Here is a 16315-nt window from a genome sequence, read left to right as displayed (position 1 = left end):
ATTGTGCGCATCCGATGGGTATGAGTAAAATGAATTGATATAAGTGATTGTTGAGTATTGCTCATGAAAATCGACACGATCGGCGTGCAAGCTTTCATCGCCATTGCGGAGAGCGGCAGCTTCCAGACCGCCGCCGAAAGCCTGTTCCTGTCCCAGGCCGGCATCACCCGACGGCTGCAGAATCTCGAGGAGTACCTGGGTGTCAAGCTGATCGAGCGCACCACGCGCTCGGTGGCGCTGACCCGCGTCGGCGAGGATTTTCTACCGCATGCGAAGCGTTTGCTGGGGGAGCTTGCCAGCTCGCTGGGCGAAATCCGCGATACCGGCAAGCTCAAGCGCGGCAGCGTCACCATCGCCTGCGTGCCGACGGTGGGGGTGCGCTTCCTGCCCCGGATCATCCAGGCCTATTCGGCCAAATACCCTGACAACCGCATCAAGATCCTCGATCACACCTCCGCCGGGGTGTCCAGCGCCGTGCTGCAGCGCGAGGCCGAGTTCGGCATCACCATCGCCGGCTCGCACCACGCCGAACTGAGCAGCGTCCCGCTGCTGGAGGACGACTTCGTCCTGATCTGTCGCGACGACCATCCGTTGAGCGAGCGCACGCAGCTCTCCTGGAAAGAACTGGAGCCCTATTCGCTGATTTCGATCGGCCAGTTCAGCGGCAACCGGCCCTTGCTCGACCGCGCCCTGGAGGGGCAGAACCTGGCCCTGCAGTCGGTGTACGAGGTGCAGCGTGTTTCCACCGCGCTGGGGCTGGTGGCGGAAGGGGTCGGCGCCGCCGTGTTGCCGCGCCTGGCCTTGCAGAGCGACGCCTACCCGCGCATTCGCGTGCTGTCCCTGGTCGATCCGGTGATCGCCAGGGGCTTAGTGCTGATCGCGCGTAAAACGGCCGAATTCTCGCCGGCCGCCGGCGCGCTCTACCAGATGGTGCGCGAATCCACGGAGCGTGGTTAGAGGGTTGCGCCACGGCAGGTGCGGTCCGGGGCCGCGACAATGCCGGTTTCCGGGCGGGGCGCGGGTCGAAATGAGCGCTGGCATGGCTATCGTCGCCGGCCTGAAGTCCTGCCTGAGTCGGAGTAGATCAAAAATCGAATTAGAAGGGTGGCATAGCTCGCGCCAGGGGCTATGCTGAAATCAGATTTCTCCTCTTTGGGCCCCGCCAGCGTTGCCGGGGCCCTTTTGTATTTCCACCGCCTGGGCAGGAAAGGCCGGGAGCGCATGCGGCAGCCCGTGCCCGCAAGGGGAACTCAGCCCTTGCGAGCACGATGTCGTGACAAAAGCGGGTACAATTTGCGTTTACGCTTCAAGACAAGATGGAAAGCTGGATTTGATGGTGTGGGTCCTATTGTTGCTGTGTGTGGTGGTGGCGGGTGCCTGGCTGGTGCGTAGTGGCAGGTTGCCGCTGGAAAAGCTCACGCACTGGTTTGATCGTCTGTTCGACATTGGCGATGACCGGTGTGCCGAGGAATGGGATGACACGACCTTGTTCGAGCCGGTGCCGCGCCCGAATCAGCCCGCCTCGTCGCCCATGGAAGAGGCTCGACCGGTGTCGGCGCCGGATGATGCCGCGTCCCGCCCCGCATCCGCGCCTCCGGCTCGGCGCACTCCGTCGATGCCGGACCCCGGCCTGCCGCAAGTCGAACTGCCGCGCTTCCAGGCCCCCCAGCGCCGTCCGGCCGAGCCTCTACGGGGGCAGCCCGGGGCCGACGCCGCCGCGGAATCTCGTTCCGCGCCAGCGGCGACGGCTCGCCGCGGCTCGGTCGCACCCGCACCCGACAAGAACCTGCCCCATGTCGAGCTGCCCCGTTTCCAGACGCCCGCCCGCCGTCGCCAGCCTGAACCGGCCAACCCCGCGCTGCCGGTGATCGGGCTGGCCGACGTGCAGCATAACCTGCACGCCGGCGTGCGACGGCGCCAGCGCGAGAACGATCTGAAAGGGGCGGGGCGCTCCCGCGCCGGGTTCGAGTCCACTGCCCCGGAGTTGCCGCTGATCGGTGCCGACGAGGTGAGGGCGCAATTGCGCCAGATTCATGGCGACAAGCCGCTGCAGCACTTCACCCCGGTGGCCAAACCGCTCAAGGGTGTTCCGGCGCCAGCCCGCCCGCGTCCCGTCGTGGTGCCGCCAAAACCGGTGATCGCCACGCCACCCCTGGCGCGGCCGGCTCCGGTTGCCGCGCCACGCGTCCCCACCATGCCGTCGGCCGCGATGGAGCCGCCTTCGGCGATTCGGCCCGTGGTCGATGCCTCTGCGCCGGCCCGCGTGCCGAGCGCTCCGGAGGTGCCCGAATTTGTCGCCGTAACGCCGCCGCCGGCCCCGCCGACAGCGGTTGTGACGGAACCTCCGCCTCAATGCGAACCGGCTGTTCGTGTGCCCGCGCCGGCTCCCGTGCCAGCGGTGGACGCCGCGCCGGTCGCCGTCGCGGCGCCCATCATGACGGCGGTTTCCGACATATCCGCCCCCCGGCCCGATCCCGTTGCGTCGAGGCAAGCGGCGGTTGCTGCGCCAGTCTGGAGCGCGGTGTCAAAGCCGGCGGCTGCCGTGGTTGAGGAGGTCGAGCCGGAACCTGTTGCCACCATGCCCCCCGAAACGCCGCAGCGACCGGCGTCCGGCCTAGTGTGGGAGATGATCAGCGAGCGTCCCGCACCCGCAACAGGTTGGCCGAAAGCCGAGCCCGTTGCCGACGCCCCGGCCGCGCCACTCTATCCCGTGTCCGAGCCGGTCGAGATCGAGGCCGAGGATGCGATCTGGCCTGACGTGGAAGCAGCCCGCGCGCCAGCGGCACCCCTACTGCACAAGCACCCCTTGCCGGTGATCTACGGCGAGGTCTGCCTGCCGCCGCTGGAGCTGCTCAACCCGGCCGATGGTTTCGAAGAGCCTCAGAACGAGGAGCTGCTGCTCGAACGCGGTATCGTCATCGAGGAAAAATGCGCCGAGTTCAAGGTCAAGGTCAGCGTGGTCGATGCCTACGCCGGCCCGGTGATCACCCGCTACGAGGTGGAGCCGGCGGTGGGCGTGCGCGGCAACCAGGTGGTCAACCTGGTGAAGGACCTGGCGCGCGCGTTGGGCCTGGCGTCGATCCGCGTGGTCGAGACCATTCCCGGCAAGACCTGTATGGGACTGGAGCTGCCCAACCCGCGCCGGCAGATGATCCGCCTGTCGGAAATCTTCTCGGCCGACGTGTTCCAGCATTCCGGCTCACGCCTGACGCTGGCGCTGGGCAAGGACATCACCGGGCAGCCGGTGGTGATGGATCTGGCCAAGGCGCCGCACCTGCTGGTTGCCGGCACCACCGGCTCCGGCAAGTCGGTCGGGGTCAACGCCATGATCCTGTCGATGCTGTACAAGGCCACGCCGGACGAAGTGCGCTTCATCATGATCGACCCCAAGATGCTCGAACTGTCGGTGTACAACGACATCCCGCACCTGCTGGCGCCGGTCGTGACCGACATGAAGCTCGCTGCCAACGCGCTCAACTGGTGCGTCGGCGAGATGGAGAAGCGCTACCGTCTGATGAGCGCGCTGGGCGTGCGCAACCTGGCCGGCTTCAACCAGAAGGTGCGCGAGGCCGAAGAGGCCGGCCACAAGCTCACCAACCCGTTCAGCCTGACGCCGGAAACCCCGGAACCGCTGGCGCCGCTGCCGTTCATCGTGGTGGTGGTGGACGAATTCGCCGACCTGATGATGGTGGCCGGCAAGAAGATCGAGGAATTGATCGCCCGCCTGGCGCAGAAGGCGCGTGCCGCCGGCATCCATCTGATTCTGGCCACGCAACGTCCGTCGGTGGACGTCATCACCGGCCTGATCAAGGCCAACATCCCGACCCGCATCGCCTTCCAGGTGTCGAGCAAGGTCGACAGCCGCACCATTCTCGACCAGATGGGGGCGGAAAGCCTGCTGGGGCAGGGCGACATGTTGTTCCTGCCGCCGGGCACCGGCTACCCGCAGCGGGTGCACGGCGCCTTCGTTACCGACGAGGAAGTGCACGCCGTTGTCGAACACCTCAAGCAATTCGGCGAGCCAGATTACGTGGAGGGGCTGCTCACCGGCGAAACGGAGGCGGAGGAGGCGGCCGCGAGCGAAACCGGTGGCAAGACCACGGCGGAAACCGATCCGCTCTACGACGAGGCGGTCGAGATCGTGCTGCGCACGCGCAAGCCGTCGATCTCGTCGGTACAGCGCCACCTGCGCATCGGCTACAACCGTGCCGCACGCCTGATCGAAGAAATGGAAGTAGCCGGCATCGTCAGCGCGATGGAGAGCAACGGCAACCGTACCGTGCTGGTGCCCGACCGCTCTTTCTAGCCCCGGCTTTTTCCCATGACAAAAGCGCGGCTTCGGCGGCACTTTTGTCGTTTCATGTCCAACGTGGCAAATGCTGACCGGGCCGGCATGGCCAGGAGGCAAGCGATGAAGGAACCGGCGGTTCCCGGTTTTCGCCGTCCAGCTCCGGGATAGGGCGGGTATGAGATCATGGGAAGCATTCAACTAGCGGAGGGATGGCCATGTCACCAATACTGCAAAACCTGCTGAAACTGCTCGATACCCCGCGCGACGGAGCGCTGTTGCGCTTCGGCATCGCCAACGAGTACGTGCATGCGCAAGACTGGGCCGAAGCCGAAAAGCACCTGAGGGCGGCGCTGACGATGCAGCACGACTACTCGGCGGCCTGGAAGCTTCTGGGCAAGGTGCTGGCCTCGGCCGGTCAGGAGCGAGAGGCGCTGGCCGTCTATCAGGAAGGCATCGCCGTGGCCCAGGCCAAGGGCGACATCCAGGCGGTCAAGGAAATGACCGTGTTTGCCCGGCGCCTGCAGAAAAGCCTGGGCGAGACCGGCTGATCGCGCCATGGTCCGCCCCCGAAAGGGGGCTGCTGCAAGCCCCCGCCTTAGGATGATGCCGATGCTGTTTCACAGCGTCGGATGTCGCCCTGCCCCTTCGAGGTGATATGCTCGCAGCGTGCCAATAAACCAAACAATCGTTTGGTTGATCGGAGGCGAGGCATGGACGTCAATATCCGTGATGTGGCGGGCGACGCTCTGACCCTGTCGGAGCGGCTCGCCGCACTGCGCCAGCTATGCCGCGAGCGGGATGTTTCGACGCTGCCGCAGCGGCTCAAGCTCTTGCAGTCCCTCGCGCATCTGCTGGTCGATCACCAGGCTGCGCTGGCGGAAGCGGTATCGGCCGATTTTGGCCGCCGCAGCGAGGTGGAGACGCGAGTGTTGGAGCTGTTCCCGACGCTGGGGGCGATACGCCACGCCCGGCATCACCTGCCGCGCTGGATGAAACGTCAGCGCCGCGGCGTGGCATTCTGGTTTTGGCCCGGGCAGGCCTGGGTCGAACCGCAGCCGCTTGGCGTGGTGGGCATCGTGGTGCCATGGAATTACCCGCTGTACCTGGCGCTCGGCCCGCTGGTGAGCGCGTTGGCCGCCGGCAACCGGGTGATGATCAAGATGTCCGAATTCACCCCGCGCACCGGCCAGCTGTTGGCCGGCCTGCTGGAACGCTACCTGGGGTCCGAATGGGTGCAGACGGTCAACGGCGGTGTCGATGTGGCCCGGGCCTTCAGTGCGTTGCCCTTCGATCATCTGCTGTTCACCGGCTCCACCGAGGTGGGGCGGCAGGTCATGAAGGGCGCCGCCGACCACTTGGTGCCGGTGACGCTGGAGCTGGGCGGTAAATCCCCGGTCATCGTCACCCCAGGTTTCTCGCCAGCGCGTGCCGCGGCCGCCATCGTGGCCGGCAAGCTGCTCAACGCCGGCCAGACCTGTGTGGCGCCGGATTACGTGCTGGTTCCGGCCGGCGAGCGTCAGGCCTTGCTCGACGCCATCGAAAATGAGGCGGTTCGGCGCTACCCGCACTGGGTCGACAACCCCGACTACACCACCATCATCAACCCGGACCAACTGCAGCGCCTGGAGGGGCTGCTCGACGATGCCAAAGCAAAAGGGGCGCAGATACACCAAGTGAATCCGCCGTCTGAGGACTGGCGCATTCGCCGCGCCTTCCCGTTGACGCTGGTGTGGAACTGCCCTCAGGAGGCCGCGCTGCTGCAGCAGGAGATTTTCGGCCCCATCCTGCCGCTGATCGAATACGACTCCATCGAGGCCGCCATCGCCTACGTCAACCAGCGGCCTCACCCCCTCGCGCTCTACCTGTTCGACGACAATGTCCAACGGGTTCGCTCAGTGCTGCGCCAGACCCGCTCGGGCGGGGTGACGGTCAACGAGACCATGCTGCACGTGGCGCAGGGCGATCTGCCCTTCGGTGGTGTCGGCCACTCCGGCATGGGCCATTATCATGGCCGAGAGGGCTTTCAGGCGTTCTCCAAGCTGCGTCCTGTCTTCCGGCAGGGGCGGCCGAACGCCATCGCCTGGATGCGCCCGCCCTACGGCACCCGCGCACGCTGGCTGCTGAAGCTGATGCTGCGGCGTTGAGCGGCCGCGTCATCCGCCGGCAGCGCTTACGCCGGCTTGAACGCTGGGGGCGGCAACTGGCGGGCGATCTGCCCAGCCAGCTCGACCAGCCCCTGGTTGAGCGCCCTGACCAGGGCCGGGTAGCCGTCCCCTTGCTGGCGGGCCTCGATGCGGAAGGAGTGGCGGCTCGGCGTCGCCGACCGTCCATCGCGTAGCAGCCAGTGCCCGCTCAGCACCGCCCGTCCATTGAAACGGCCGTTGAACTGGTCGAACACGACTTCCAGTACCGGATCACGCGGGCCGCCGCCGCTCAGCGGGGTGGACCAGCCGTAGTGCGGTCGCAACAGGCCCAGCTCGGCGCTCAAGCGGCGGCCGATGGCTTGCTCCGGCGGTTCCGCCCAGAGGTTTTGGCGGGCGGCGGCGATGGTGACGTCGTCGCTCTGGTAGACGATGTTGCGGTCGTTCAGGTAGTCGGGTAACCGGACGCTGAGTTGAATGTTGCCCTCGACAGCGACGGCCTGGGGCGTCGCCATGGTCTCGTCCGACAGCCGGTAGTAGTGGACCTCGGGTGCGCTGGCGCAGCCGGCCAGCGCGGCCAGTAGTGCAAGCCCGTAACAGCGCATCATGGTGTGGCTCCTTTTGGCTCGGGGTCGCGGGCGGAACGGTTGAACAGCAGGGCGTTGGGGGTTTCGTCCAGGGTGCGGACGACCGGGCGCATCTCCCGCAGCAACTGGTTCAGCGTCGACAGCGATTGTTGCAGCTGCTGGTAAGCGGGGGACTGCGGCGAGACGCCATTTAGCGTTTGCTGCAATTCCTGCAGGGTGCCGCGCAAGTCTTGCGGCAGCTGCTGCGTATCCGGCTGGGCTAGCAATCTGTCCAGGCGCTGGGTCAGGCGGCGTACCTCGCTCAAGGTGCGCTGTCCTTCGGCCAAGGTCTGGTCGGCGGTGTTCAGCGTCGTGTCGAGCTTCAGGCCGTTGAGCTTGTTGAGCAGGGCGATCACCTTGGTCTCGATCTGGGCCAGCCCACCGCTGGTGGTCGGCAGCACCGGCAGGCCGTCGACGCTGGCGGTGTGCCGCTCGCGCAGCTTGCCGTCGAAATCGAGGTCGACGAACACGGCGCCGGTCAGCAGGCTGCCGGTTTTCAGGCGGGCGTTGAGCCCTTCGCCAATGGCGCGTTCGATTTCTTGCTGCCAGTCGTTCGGGCGGGATTGGGTAAAGGATTCGATGCGGTCGGGTTCGATGCGCAGCAGCACCGGAATGCGCCGCTCGCCGAGCACCCAGCGCTTCTGGCTCTTCAGCGGGTAGGGGAGCGCTTGCACCGTGCCGATGCGCAGGCCCCGGTACTCTACCGGCGCGCCGACCGTCAGGCCACGCACCGATTCGTCGAAGAAGGCCAGGTAATCGATATGCCGCCCGCTGTATTGCTCGTTGATGCTGTCCTGGTCCGGGTAGAGGTTGAACGGCGTCATGTTGGCAACCCTCCCCCCTAACGGTCGGCCGCGCGGAACGTCGAAGGCGACGCCCCCGCTGACTAGGGTTTCCAGCGAGCCGGTGCGTATCTTGAGCCCTTCGGCGGTGGCGCTGATCTGCAGGCCGCTGGCGACCCAGAAGCGGGAGGTGTCAGTCACCAGCCGGTCGTAGGGTTGTTCGATGAACAGCTGGTAGTTCATTTGCCGGGTGGCCGGGTCGAAGTGGGCCGTTTCAACACGTCCGACCTGAAACCCCTGGTACAGCACCGGGTCGGCCACCGACAGCACCCTCACATTCTGGCCGTTGAGGCGAATCCGCAGCCCCGGGACATCGGGGCCGGTGACCGGTGCCGACGCCAAGGCCTGGAACTCCGTCTTCCGTTCCGGCGACTTGCCTGGCTGCAGTTGGATATAGGCGCCGGAGAGCAGCGTGCCCAGCCCGGATACCCCGGTCTTGTCGATGCGCGGCTTGACCACCCAGAAGCGGCTGTCGACGCTCAGCAGCGAGTCGGTGTCGGCATCGAGCCGGGCCGTGACCCGCACGCTCTTGTTGTCGGGGCTCAGCCGAACGGCGGTGACTTTGCCGATATTGACGTCGAGCACCCGGATGGTGGTTTTTTCCGGGGTGATGCCCTCGGCACTAGCCATGTTCAGGGTGATCTCCGGCCCCAGCTTGCTCCAGGTGTCGTAGATCATCCACAAGCCCGCCAGCATGGCGATGATCGGTACGATCCAGACCATGGAGAGCCGCCGCTGTGGCCGGGTTCGTGCCGGATGTTGGTTTTCGTCAGTGGAATTCGTCATGTTCTTATCCGGTTGAACCCGGTTGTTTTACATCCCATAACAAGCGTACGTCAAAACTCATGGCCGACAGCATGGTTGCCAGGACCATGCCGCAAAAGGAGAGTGCGGCGACGCCGGGGTGGACCGACATCAGCGAGCCCATGTGCACCAGCGTGACCAGGATGATGACCACGAAGACGTCGACCATCGACCAGCGGCCGATAAAATCGATGACGCGGTACAACCGTGTCAGGTGCAGCGGGTGGACCTGGTGCGGGATGGCGGCGGCTAGGCAGAGCAGGGCGAGCGCAATCATCTTGGCGATGGGAATGAACACGCTGGCGACGAAGATGATCAAGGCAATCGGGTAGGAGCGGTTCTGCCACATCACGAAAATACCCTGGACGATGGTCGACGGGGTGATGCGGCCGAGCGACTCGGTCAGCATGATCGGGTACAGGTTGGCCGGGACGTAGAGCACCACCGCGGCCAGCAGCAGTGCAGCGGTCTTCTGCAGGCTGCGGGGATGACGAGCATGCAGGGTGGCGTGGCAGTAGCGGCAACGCGCTTCGCTGGCCGGCGACAGAAAGCCGCAGGTATGGCAGCCATGGCTCGGTTCGGCCTGGTCCTGCGTGGGGTCGGTGCCATGCAGCAGGTTGATGCGGTAATGCAGCCAATGCGGCTCGATCAGGCTGCCGGTGCGCGTCAGCGCCAGGCTGAAGCCCAGCAGCGCCCAGAACGACAAGCCGAAACCCACCTGGGCCAAGGAGGCCATCTTGATCATGCTGACGATGGCGCCGAGCAGGAACACATCGACCATCATCCATGGTTGAATCCGCCCGACCAGTGTGGCCAGCGGCCGCAGGCCGGGCAGCCGGCGCCCGGTCTTTATCCCGGAAAACAGGTAGATCACGGTCAGCAGGAACATCCCGGGCAGCAGCAGCACGCACAGCAACAGCACGTTGGCCAGCAGGGCGAAGTCGCGCCGGTAGATTGCCTCGGCGTTTTGCAGCAGCGAGATCTGGGTCTGGTTGCCTTGCACGTCGATGGCGAGCAGCGGAAAGCTGCACGCCAGCAAGAGCAGTATCAGCGAGGTCCAGGCGAAGGCCAGGGGGGCGTCGACGGGTGAGCGCGGGATGCTGACCAGGTGCTCGTCACAGCGCGGGCAAAACGCCTCTTCGCCTACCCGCAGAGCGGGCAGGGTGACGTGCAGACCGCACTGCGGGCAGGCCATGACGTGCGCGGGCAGGGTCATCGGCTCGGCCGGGGCGAACGGGGTGGCCAGGGTGGAGGGCATCTTGTGCTGGATCGATAGCGATATAACCGACAGTCTACGTCGAAACCGCGCCGGAGGGAGGTATTGGCCGGCAGGGAGGGGCACCGAGCCCGAGGGGTGTCGGCAGTTGGCGGGGCCGTTTGACCGGGTCTAGCTGTCGTAGCGGCGGCGCAGTTCGGTGAAGGCGGCCAGGAAGGGCGGTTGCACATAGGGCTTGAGCAGGGTGAGCACCTGCTTGACGCCACGCCGGCCCGACGCTTCTGTGATGACGGCCTTGGGGTGGGCGGTTTGCTCGAAGGCGAACCAGAACTTCACCACCAGCCAGATATTGACCGAGATCGACTCGATATCGTCGTCGTCCATTTCCAGCAGCCCGAGCTGGATGAAGGCGCGAAAGTGATGGCCGAGAATGTCTTTCAGTTCGCTGTTGACGAACTGGTGGTACTCGTTCTGCAGCTGCGGGTTGCGCGCCAGCAGGCCGGGCAGGTCGTAGAACATGAAGCGGAAGCGCCACATCGCGAGGAAGGCGGTGTCGAGGTAGTTCACCAGGTCTTCCACCTGCAGCTCGCGTTCGGGTGGAACGGCAAGCCGCTCGGTGATGAAGCGGCGGTATTGCAGGAAGATCTGAAGGACGATCTCTTCCTTGTTGCGGAAGTGGTAGTACAGGTTGCCCGGGCTGATCCCCAGGTGGGCTGCGATGTGGTTGGTGCTGATGCTGCGTTCGCCCTGTTCGTTGAACAGCGTCAGGCTTTCCTCGACGATACGATCGTACGTCTTGATGCGTTTTCGGGTCATGGGGCAGGGTGGCAGCAGGGTGAAGGCCGTGAGTATGCCATGGCTAGAGCTATTGCTCTACGGTCTTTTCCGGAAAACAGCGGCACATGAACTGGTGCAGAATCGCCTGTTCGACCCGATGCCTGTCCTTGGCGGGGATGGAGATGCGCAGGATCAGGTTGTAGCGCTTGTCGTCGATCGGGAAGATGGCAATGCGCGGCTCTACCGACGGGGTGTCGACCAGGTGGCGGGCGGCGATGCGTTCCATGTGCTGGCGCGCAGCCTGCACGTGCGGAGCGCACGCCTCCTCGGCGGCGGCTTTCAGCAGGCGTTCGGCCTGGGCCGGCGGGACGCTGTAGGGCACCGCCACGGTGGTGACGTGAACCACGTAGTCGCCCATGTAGTTCTCGCGCACCACCGGGTGGCTCAGAAGCAGGCTGTTGGGGAAGGACACCGCGCGGCCGGTGAGCTGGTGGGCGTCGTGACGCGGGCCTATCTCCATGATGGTGGTGGAAAACAGGTTGATGTCCACCACCCGTCCGCGCAGGTTGGCGATTTCGATATGGTCGCCCAGGTCGAAGCTGTTGCTGGTGGTGCGGATCAGCGACCCGCCCACGCACATGAAGAGCTCCTTGGTGGCCACCACCAGGGCCGCCGCGAAGGCGACCATCGACAAGGCGATGGTCTCCAGCTGCTTGGCCCAGATGGTCACCATGCCGATCAAGCCCAGGATCACCAGGCCGTTGCGCAGGCTGATCGACCAGCGCCGCCGAACCTCCAGGGGCACGTTGGGGTTGGCCGAAATGGCGCGCATCACGGTGCTGCGCACCACCACCAGCAACAGCACCAGCGCCACCGAGCGGATGATGTCGATCACATAGAGGTGGCTGAGGCTGGCCAGCCAGTCGAACAGGCGCTCCATCCCGGCTTAGTCGTTCAGCTTGACCGCGTGTTCACGGGTCTCGTGGAAGGTGATGGCGGGCCAGCGTTCCTGCGTCAGTTGCAGGTTGACGCGGTTGGGGGCCAGGTAGGCCAGGTTGCCGCCGGCGTCGGTGGACAGGTTGTTCAGGTTGCCCTTCTCGAACTCCTCCAGCTTCTTGCGGTCCTCGCACGATACCCAGCGTGCCGACCAGATGCTGGCCGATTCGAACACCGCGTCCACGCCGTATTCGGCGGCCAGACGCGACGCCACCACTTCGAACTGCAGCACGCCGACGGCACCCAGGATCAAATCGCCGCCGTTGTGCGGCTTGAACACCTGCACCGCGCCTTCTTCGCCCAGCTGCTGCAGACCTTTCTGCAGTTGCTTGATCTTCAGTGGGTTGCGGATGCGCACCGAGCGGAACAGTTCCGGGGCAAAGAACGGGATGCCGGTGAAGGCCAGTTGTTCGCCTTCCGAGAAGCTGTCGCCGATCTGGATGTTGCCGTGGTTCGGGATGCCGATGATGTCGCCGGCAAAGGCCTCTTCCACGATCTCGCGGTCGTGCGACATGAAGGTCACCACGCTGGAGGCGGCAATGTCACGGTTCAGGCGCAGATGCTTCATCTTCATGCCGCGTTCGAATCTGCCCGAGCACACGCGCAGGAAAGCGATGCGGTCGCGGTGTTTCGGGTCCATGTTGGCCTGAATTTTGAACACGAAGCCGGAGAACGGCTCTTCGGTCGGGGCTACCTCGCGCAGCGTGGCGTCGCGGGTGGCCGGCATCGGCGCCCAGTCGATCAGCGCGTTGAGGATTTCGCGCACGCCGAAGTTGTTGATGGCCGAGCCGAAGAACACCGGGGTCAGTTCGCCGGCCAGGAATTCGTCCAGATTGAATTCGTTCGACGCGCCCTTGACCAGTTCGATCTCCATGCGCAGCTGCTCCATCTCGAGCGGGAACAGCTCGTCCAGGCGCGGATTGTCGATGCCCTGGATCACTTCCAGATCGAGCGTGATCTTTTCGGCGCCGGCCTCGAACAACAGCACTTCGTCGCGCAGCATGTGGTACACGCCACGGAAGTTCTTGCCCATGCCGATCGGCCAGGTGACCGGGGCGCAGCGAATCTTCAGCACGCTTTCCACCTCGTCCAGCAGTTCGAGCGAGTCGCGCACTTCACGGTCGTATTTGTTCATGAAGGTGACGATCGGCGTCGAGCGAAGGCGGCACACGTTCAGTAGCTTGATGGTCTGCTCTTCCACGCCCTTGGCGGCGTCGATCACCATCAGCGCCGAGTCCACCGCCGTCAGTACGCGGTAGGTGTCTTCGGAGAAGTCCTGGTGGCCCGGGGTGTCGAGCAGGTTGACGGTATGGTCGCGGTAGTCGAACTGCATCACCGAGGAGGCGACCGAGATGCCGCGCTGCTTCTCGATCTCCATCCAGTCCGAAGTGGCGAACTTGCCGGTTTTCTTGCCCTTGACCGTGCCGGCCATCTGGATTGCGCCCGAGAACAACAGCAGCTTCTCGGTCAGCGTGGTCTTACCGGCGTCAGGGTGGGAGATGATGGCGAAGGTGCGGCGGCGCGCCACTTCTTCGGCAATGCGGGTCAATTCGGCGGACATGGGGCTTGAGATTGGATTCAAAACCCCAAATTTTACCCGATAACGCCCGTCGCAGGCACATCGCGCCGGATTCTTTTTCCGGTGCGGGCGTCGGCACCGGGCGCGGATTTCGTTATCATGGCCGTTTCACGTTCACCGGCCGCAGTGCTCCGGCAGAAAAGACCCTTACCATGTTTACCGGCATAGTCCAGGCGGCCGCCGAGGTCGTCCGCATCGAAGAAAAAGAACGCTTCCGCACTCACGTCGTGCGCCTGCCCGTCCACCTGCTGCAGGGACTCGAACTGGGGGCCTCGGTGGCGCACAACGGCTGCTGCCTGACCGTCACCCGTGTCGAGGGCGATCTGGTCTATTTCGACCTGATGCAGGAAACGCTACGCATCACCAACCTCGGCGAGCTGAAGGTAGGTGATCGCGTCAACATCGAACGCGCGGCGCGCTTTGGCGACGAGATCGGCGGCCACGCCATGTCCGGCCATATCCTGTGCCTCGCCCGTGTCGTCGAGGTGGTCGAAAGCCCGAACAACCGCACCATCTGGTTCGAATTGCCGGCGGAGCACGCCAAATATGTCCTCACCAAGGGCTATATCGGTATTGACGGCATCAGCCTCACCATCGGCGCGGTCGACGGCAACCGCTTCTGCGTCCACCTGATCCCCGAGACGCTGGAGCGCACCATCATCGGCAGCCGCCAGCCCGGCGACGCCATCAACATCGAGATCGATCCGCGGACGCAGGCGATCGTCGACACCGTCGAACGCGTGCTGGCTAAGCGCAAGGACTGAAATCCGGCAGAGGGTTGGCCGAAGAGCCTGTCCCATGACCGCCGCCACGAACATCCCACGCGACCGGCACGGCCGCATGAAAGCACAAGGAAAACCGCAATGACCATCTCCCCGATTCAGGACATCATCGCCGACATCAAGGCCGGCAAGATGGTGGTGCTGGTGGACGCCGAGGACCGCGAGAACGAAGGCGATCTGGTAATGGCAGCCGAGCACGTCACGCCGGAAGCGATCAATTTCATGGCCAAGCACGGCCGCGGCCTGATCTGCCTGACGTTGACCGAAGAGCGCTGCAAGCAACTGAACCTGCCGATGATGGCGACCAACAACGGCACCAGTTTCGGCACCAATTTCACGGTGTCGATCGAAGCCGCCGAGGGCGTTACCACCGGCATCTCCGCCGCCGACCGCGCCCACACCACCCTGGTGGCGGTGGCGCGCGAGGCCAAGCCGACCGATATCGTGCAGCCGGGTCACGTTTTCCCGCTGAAGGCGCAAAAGGGCGGCGTGCTGGTGCGTGCCGGCCATACCGAGGCAGGGTGCGACCTGTCGCGTCTGGCCGGGCTGGAGCCGGCCTCGGTGATTTGCGAAATCATGAACGACGACGGCACCATGGCGCGCCTGCCCGAACTGATGGAGTTTGCTGCCGCCCACGGCTTGAAGATCGGCACCATCGCTAGCCTGATCAACTACCGTAGCGAGACCGAGAACCTGGTCGAGCACGTCGGCCAGCGCCCGATTGACACTCCGTTCGGCTCGTTCGATATGCACGTATTCCGCGACACCATGACGCAGGCCACCCACCTGGCGCTGGCCAAGGGGGATATCCGTGCCGATCAGGAAACCCTGGTGCGCGTGCACGAGCCGCTGTCGGTGATGGACCTGATCGATCCGCTCGGCAGCCCGCACTCCTGGACCGTGCCCAATGCCCTGGAAATCATCGAGGAAACCGGCAAGGGCGTGATGATTCTGCTGCATCGCAACGAAACCGGGCTGGATTTGCTGGCCCGTGCCTTGCCGCAGCAAGAAGCGCCCAAGGCAAAATGGGATGGCAAAACCTTCGGTATCGGCGCCCAAATGCTCAAATCGCTGGGGGTAGGCAAGATGAAGCTGATGTCGACTCCGCTCAACCTGCCGTCGATGACCGGCTTCGAGCTTGAGGTCACCGGATTCTGCCAGCCCGAACACGTCCACATCGAAATCTAGTAGAATGCACCGTTTTGTTACCGATTTGCCGCGAGGTCACCATGCTTGAAGCTATCCAGCGCATCGATTCCGATTTCAACGGCCAAGGCCTGAAGGTGGGCGTGGTCATGGCCCGCTTCAACGAGAACGTGTGCCACGGTCTGCGCGATGCCTGCCTGGGCGAGCTGCGCGCACTGGGTGTCGACCCCGCCAACATCACCCTGGCCACCGTGCCGGGCGCGCTGGAAGTGCCGCTGGTGTTGCAGACCATGGCCAAGTCCGGCCGTTTCGATACTCTGGTGGCGCTGGGGGCGGTGATTCGCGGCGAAACCTACCATTTCGAGCTGGTGTCGAACGAATCCGGCGCCGGGGTGACCCGTGTCGGCCTCGATTTCGACATCCCGGTCGCCAACGCCATCTTGACCACCGAAACCGACGAGCAGGCCGAGGCCCGCATGATCGAGAAGGGCCGCGAGGCTGCCCGTGTCGCGATCGAAATGGTCAACCTGCGCAAGGCGTTGCGCGGCTAAGCCGTTCCCTCTGCCGGCGCCGCGTCGCGCCGCCATCGTTCTTTAAAGACAAGGATTCGCATTACATGAAAACGTCTCGCCGTCGCGCGCGCGAATTTGCCGTACAGGGCATCTACGAGTGGGAGCTGAACCCGGACCGTCCGGCTTCGCTGATCGAGAAACACCTGCGCGAGAACGACTATTTCGTCAAGGCCGACGAAGCGCTGTTCCGTACGCTGCTGTTCGGCGTACTGAAAGATGCGGCTGAATTGTCGCCCAAGATCGACCGTTACTACGAGCGTCCGGCCGACGAAGTCAGCCCGGTTGAGCGCGCGGTCTTGCTGATGGCGGCCCTGGAGCTGACCCAGCATCCGGAAACACCGTACCCGGTGATCATCAACGAAGCCATCGAGATCACCAAAACCTTCGGCGGCACCGATGGTCACAAGTTCGTCAACGGTGTGCTCGACAAACTGGCCGCCGACGTGCGCCCGGACGAGGTCGCCTCGCAGCGCTCCCGTCGCGCTCACTAAATAAAGCGCCTATTTTCACAGCAACACCCGCTGCCGGCGGGTGTTTTTACGT

At 64.6% G+C, this 16315-nt stretch carries 14 protein-coding genes; 8 read left to right on the top strand and 6 right to left on the bottom strand.

All coding sequences use genetic code 11. The features are described 5' to 3' along the window. The first annotated feature begins 63 nt into the window (after positions 1 to 63). The 4 genes from FURADRAFT_RS04185 to FURADRAFT_RS04170 all read left to right on the top strand — a co-directional run bounded on the left by FURADRAFT_RS04185 (position 64) and on the right by FURADRAFT_RS04170 (position 6435). Positions 64 to 957 carry a LysR family transcriptional regulator gene (locus FURADRAFT_RS04185; RefSeq protein ID WP_008952869.1) on the top strand — a complete coding sequence of 298 codons (894 nt, stop codon included), beginning with the start codon at positions 64 to 66 and terminating at the stop codon, positions 955 to 957. A 376-nt stretch (positions 958 to 1333) separates the two neighbouring features. After that, the gene (locus FURADRAFT_RS04180; protein ID WP_008952868.1) at positions 1334 to 4306 is read left to right on the top strand and encodes a DNA translocase FtsK; all 2973 of its coding nucleotides are present in this window, start codon (positions 1334 to 1336) and stop codon (positions 4304 to 4306) included. A 200-nt stretch (positions 4307 to 4506) separates the two neighbouring features. Next, positions 4507 to 4839 (top strand): tetratricopeptide repeat protein, encoded by a 333-nt coding sequence (locus tag FURADRAFT_RS04175; protein ID WP_008952867.1) that lies wholly within the window; start codon positions 4507 to 4509, stop codon positions 4837 to 4839. 162 nt (positions 4840 to 5001) lie between these two features. Then, positions 5002 to 6435: a coniferyl aldehyde dehydrogenase gene (locus tag FURADRAFT_RS04170; protein WP_008952866.1), complete on the top strand. Its 1434-nt coding sequence runs from the start codon at positions 5002 to 5004 to the stop codon at positions 6433 to 6435. Between the two features lie 26 nt (positions 6436 to 6461). Here FURADRAFT_RS04170 and FURADRAFT_RS04165 read toward each other — a convergent pair whose 3' ends face one another. The 6 genes from FURADRAFT_RS04165 to FURADRAFT_RS04140 form a co-directional block, all read right to left on the bottom strand. After that, on the bottom strand, positions 6462 to 7040 hold the full coding sequence (locus FURADRAFT_RS04165) for a PqiC family protein (protein ID WP_008952865.1): 579 nt from the start codon (positions 7038 to 7040) through the stop codon (positions 6462 to 6464). Next, positions 7037 to 8686: an intermembrane transport protein PqiB gene (gene pqiB, locus FURADRAFT_RS04160; protein WP_150105004.1), complete on the bottom strand. Its 1650-nt coding sequence runs from the start codon at positions 8684 to 8686 to the stop codon at positions 7037 to 7039. The genes FURADRAFT_RS04165 and pqiB overlap by 4 nt, the downstream gene beginning before the upstream one ends. Before the next feature lie 4 nt (positions 8687 to 8690). Then, positions 8691 to 9962 (bottom strand): paraquat-inducible protein A, encoded by a 1272-nt coding sequence (locus tag FURADRAFT_RS04155; protein ID WP_008952863.1) that lies wholly within the window; start codon positions 9960 to 9962, stop codon positions 8691 to 8693. Between the two features lie 129 nt (positions 9963 to 10091). Further along, positions 10092 to 10736 carry a TetR/AcrR family transcriptional regulator gene (locus tag FURADRAFT_RS04150; RefSeq protein WP_008952862.1) on the bottom strand — a complete coding sequence of 215 codons (645 nt, stop codon included), beginning with the start codon at positions 10734 to 10736 and terminating at the stop codon, positions 10092 to 10094. Positions 10737 to 10785: 49 nt separating this feature from the next. Beyond that, entirely contained in the window at positions 10786 to 11637 is an 852-nt protein-coding gene (locus FURADRAFT_RS04145) for a mechanosensitive ion channel domain-containing protein (RefSeq protein ID WP_008952861.1), read from the bottom strand. 6 nt (positions 11638 to 11643) lie between these two features. Continuing rightward, positions 11644 to 13254, bottom strand: a complete 1611-nt coding sequence (locus tag FURADRAFT_RS04140; RefSeq protein WP_008952860.1) for a peptide chain release factor 3 — start codon at positions 13252 to 13254, stop codon at positions 11644 to 11646. 170 nt (positions 13255 to 13424) lie between these two features. Here FURADRAFT_RS04140 and FURADRAFT_RS04135 point away from each other — a divergent pair, with 170 nt between their 5' ends. The 4 genes from FURADRAFT_RS04135 (at position 13425) to nusB (ending at position 16263) form a co-directional block, all read left to right on the top strand. Next, positions 13425 to 14036, top strand: coding sequence for a riboflavin synthase (locus FURADRAFT_RS04135; RefSeq protein WP_008952859.1), 612 nt, complete (start codon positions 13425 to 13427; stop codon positions 14034 to 14036). Positions 14037 to 14135: 99 nt separating this feature from the next. Further along, entirely contained in the window at positions 14136 to 15242 is a 1107-nt protein-coding gene (gene ribBA, locus FURADRAFT_RS04130) for a bifunctional 3,4-dihydroxy-2-butanone-4-phosphate synthase/GTP cyclohydrolase II (protein ID WP_008952858.1), read from the top strand. Positions 15243 to 15283: 41 nt separating this feature from the next. Continuing rightward, positions 15284 to 15751: a 6,7-dimethyl-8-ribityllumazine synthase gene (gene ribH / locus FURADRAFT_RS04125; protein WP_008952857.1), complete on the top strand. Its 468-nt coding sequence runs from the start codon at positions 15284 to 15286 to the stop codon at positions 15749 to 15751. 65 nt (positions 15752 to 15816) lie between these two features. Next, positions 15817 to 16263, top strand: coding sequence for a transcription antitermination factor NusB (nusB, locus tag FURADRAFT_RS04120; protein WP_008952856.1), 447 nt, complete (start codon positions 15817 to 15819; stop codon positions 16261 to 16263). Positions 16264 to 16315: the final 52 nt, after the last annotated feature.

This window comes from Pseudogulbenkiania ferrooxidans 2002 (assembly GCF_000174355.1).
GTDB classification, from domain to species: domain Bacteria; phylum Pseudomonadota; class Gammaproteobacteria; order Burkholderiales; family Chromobacteriaceae; genus Pseudogulbenkiania; species Pseudogulbenkiania ferrooxidans.
This window is presented reverse-complemented; position numbering and strand designations above follow the sequence as displayed.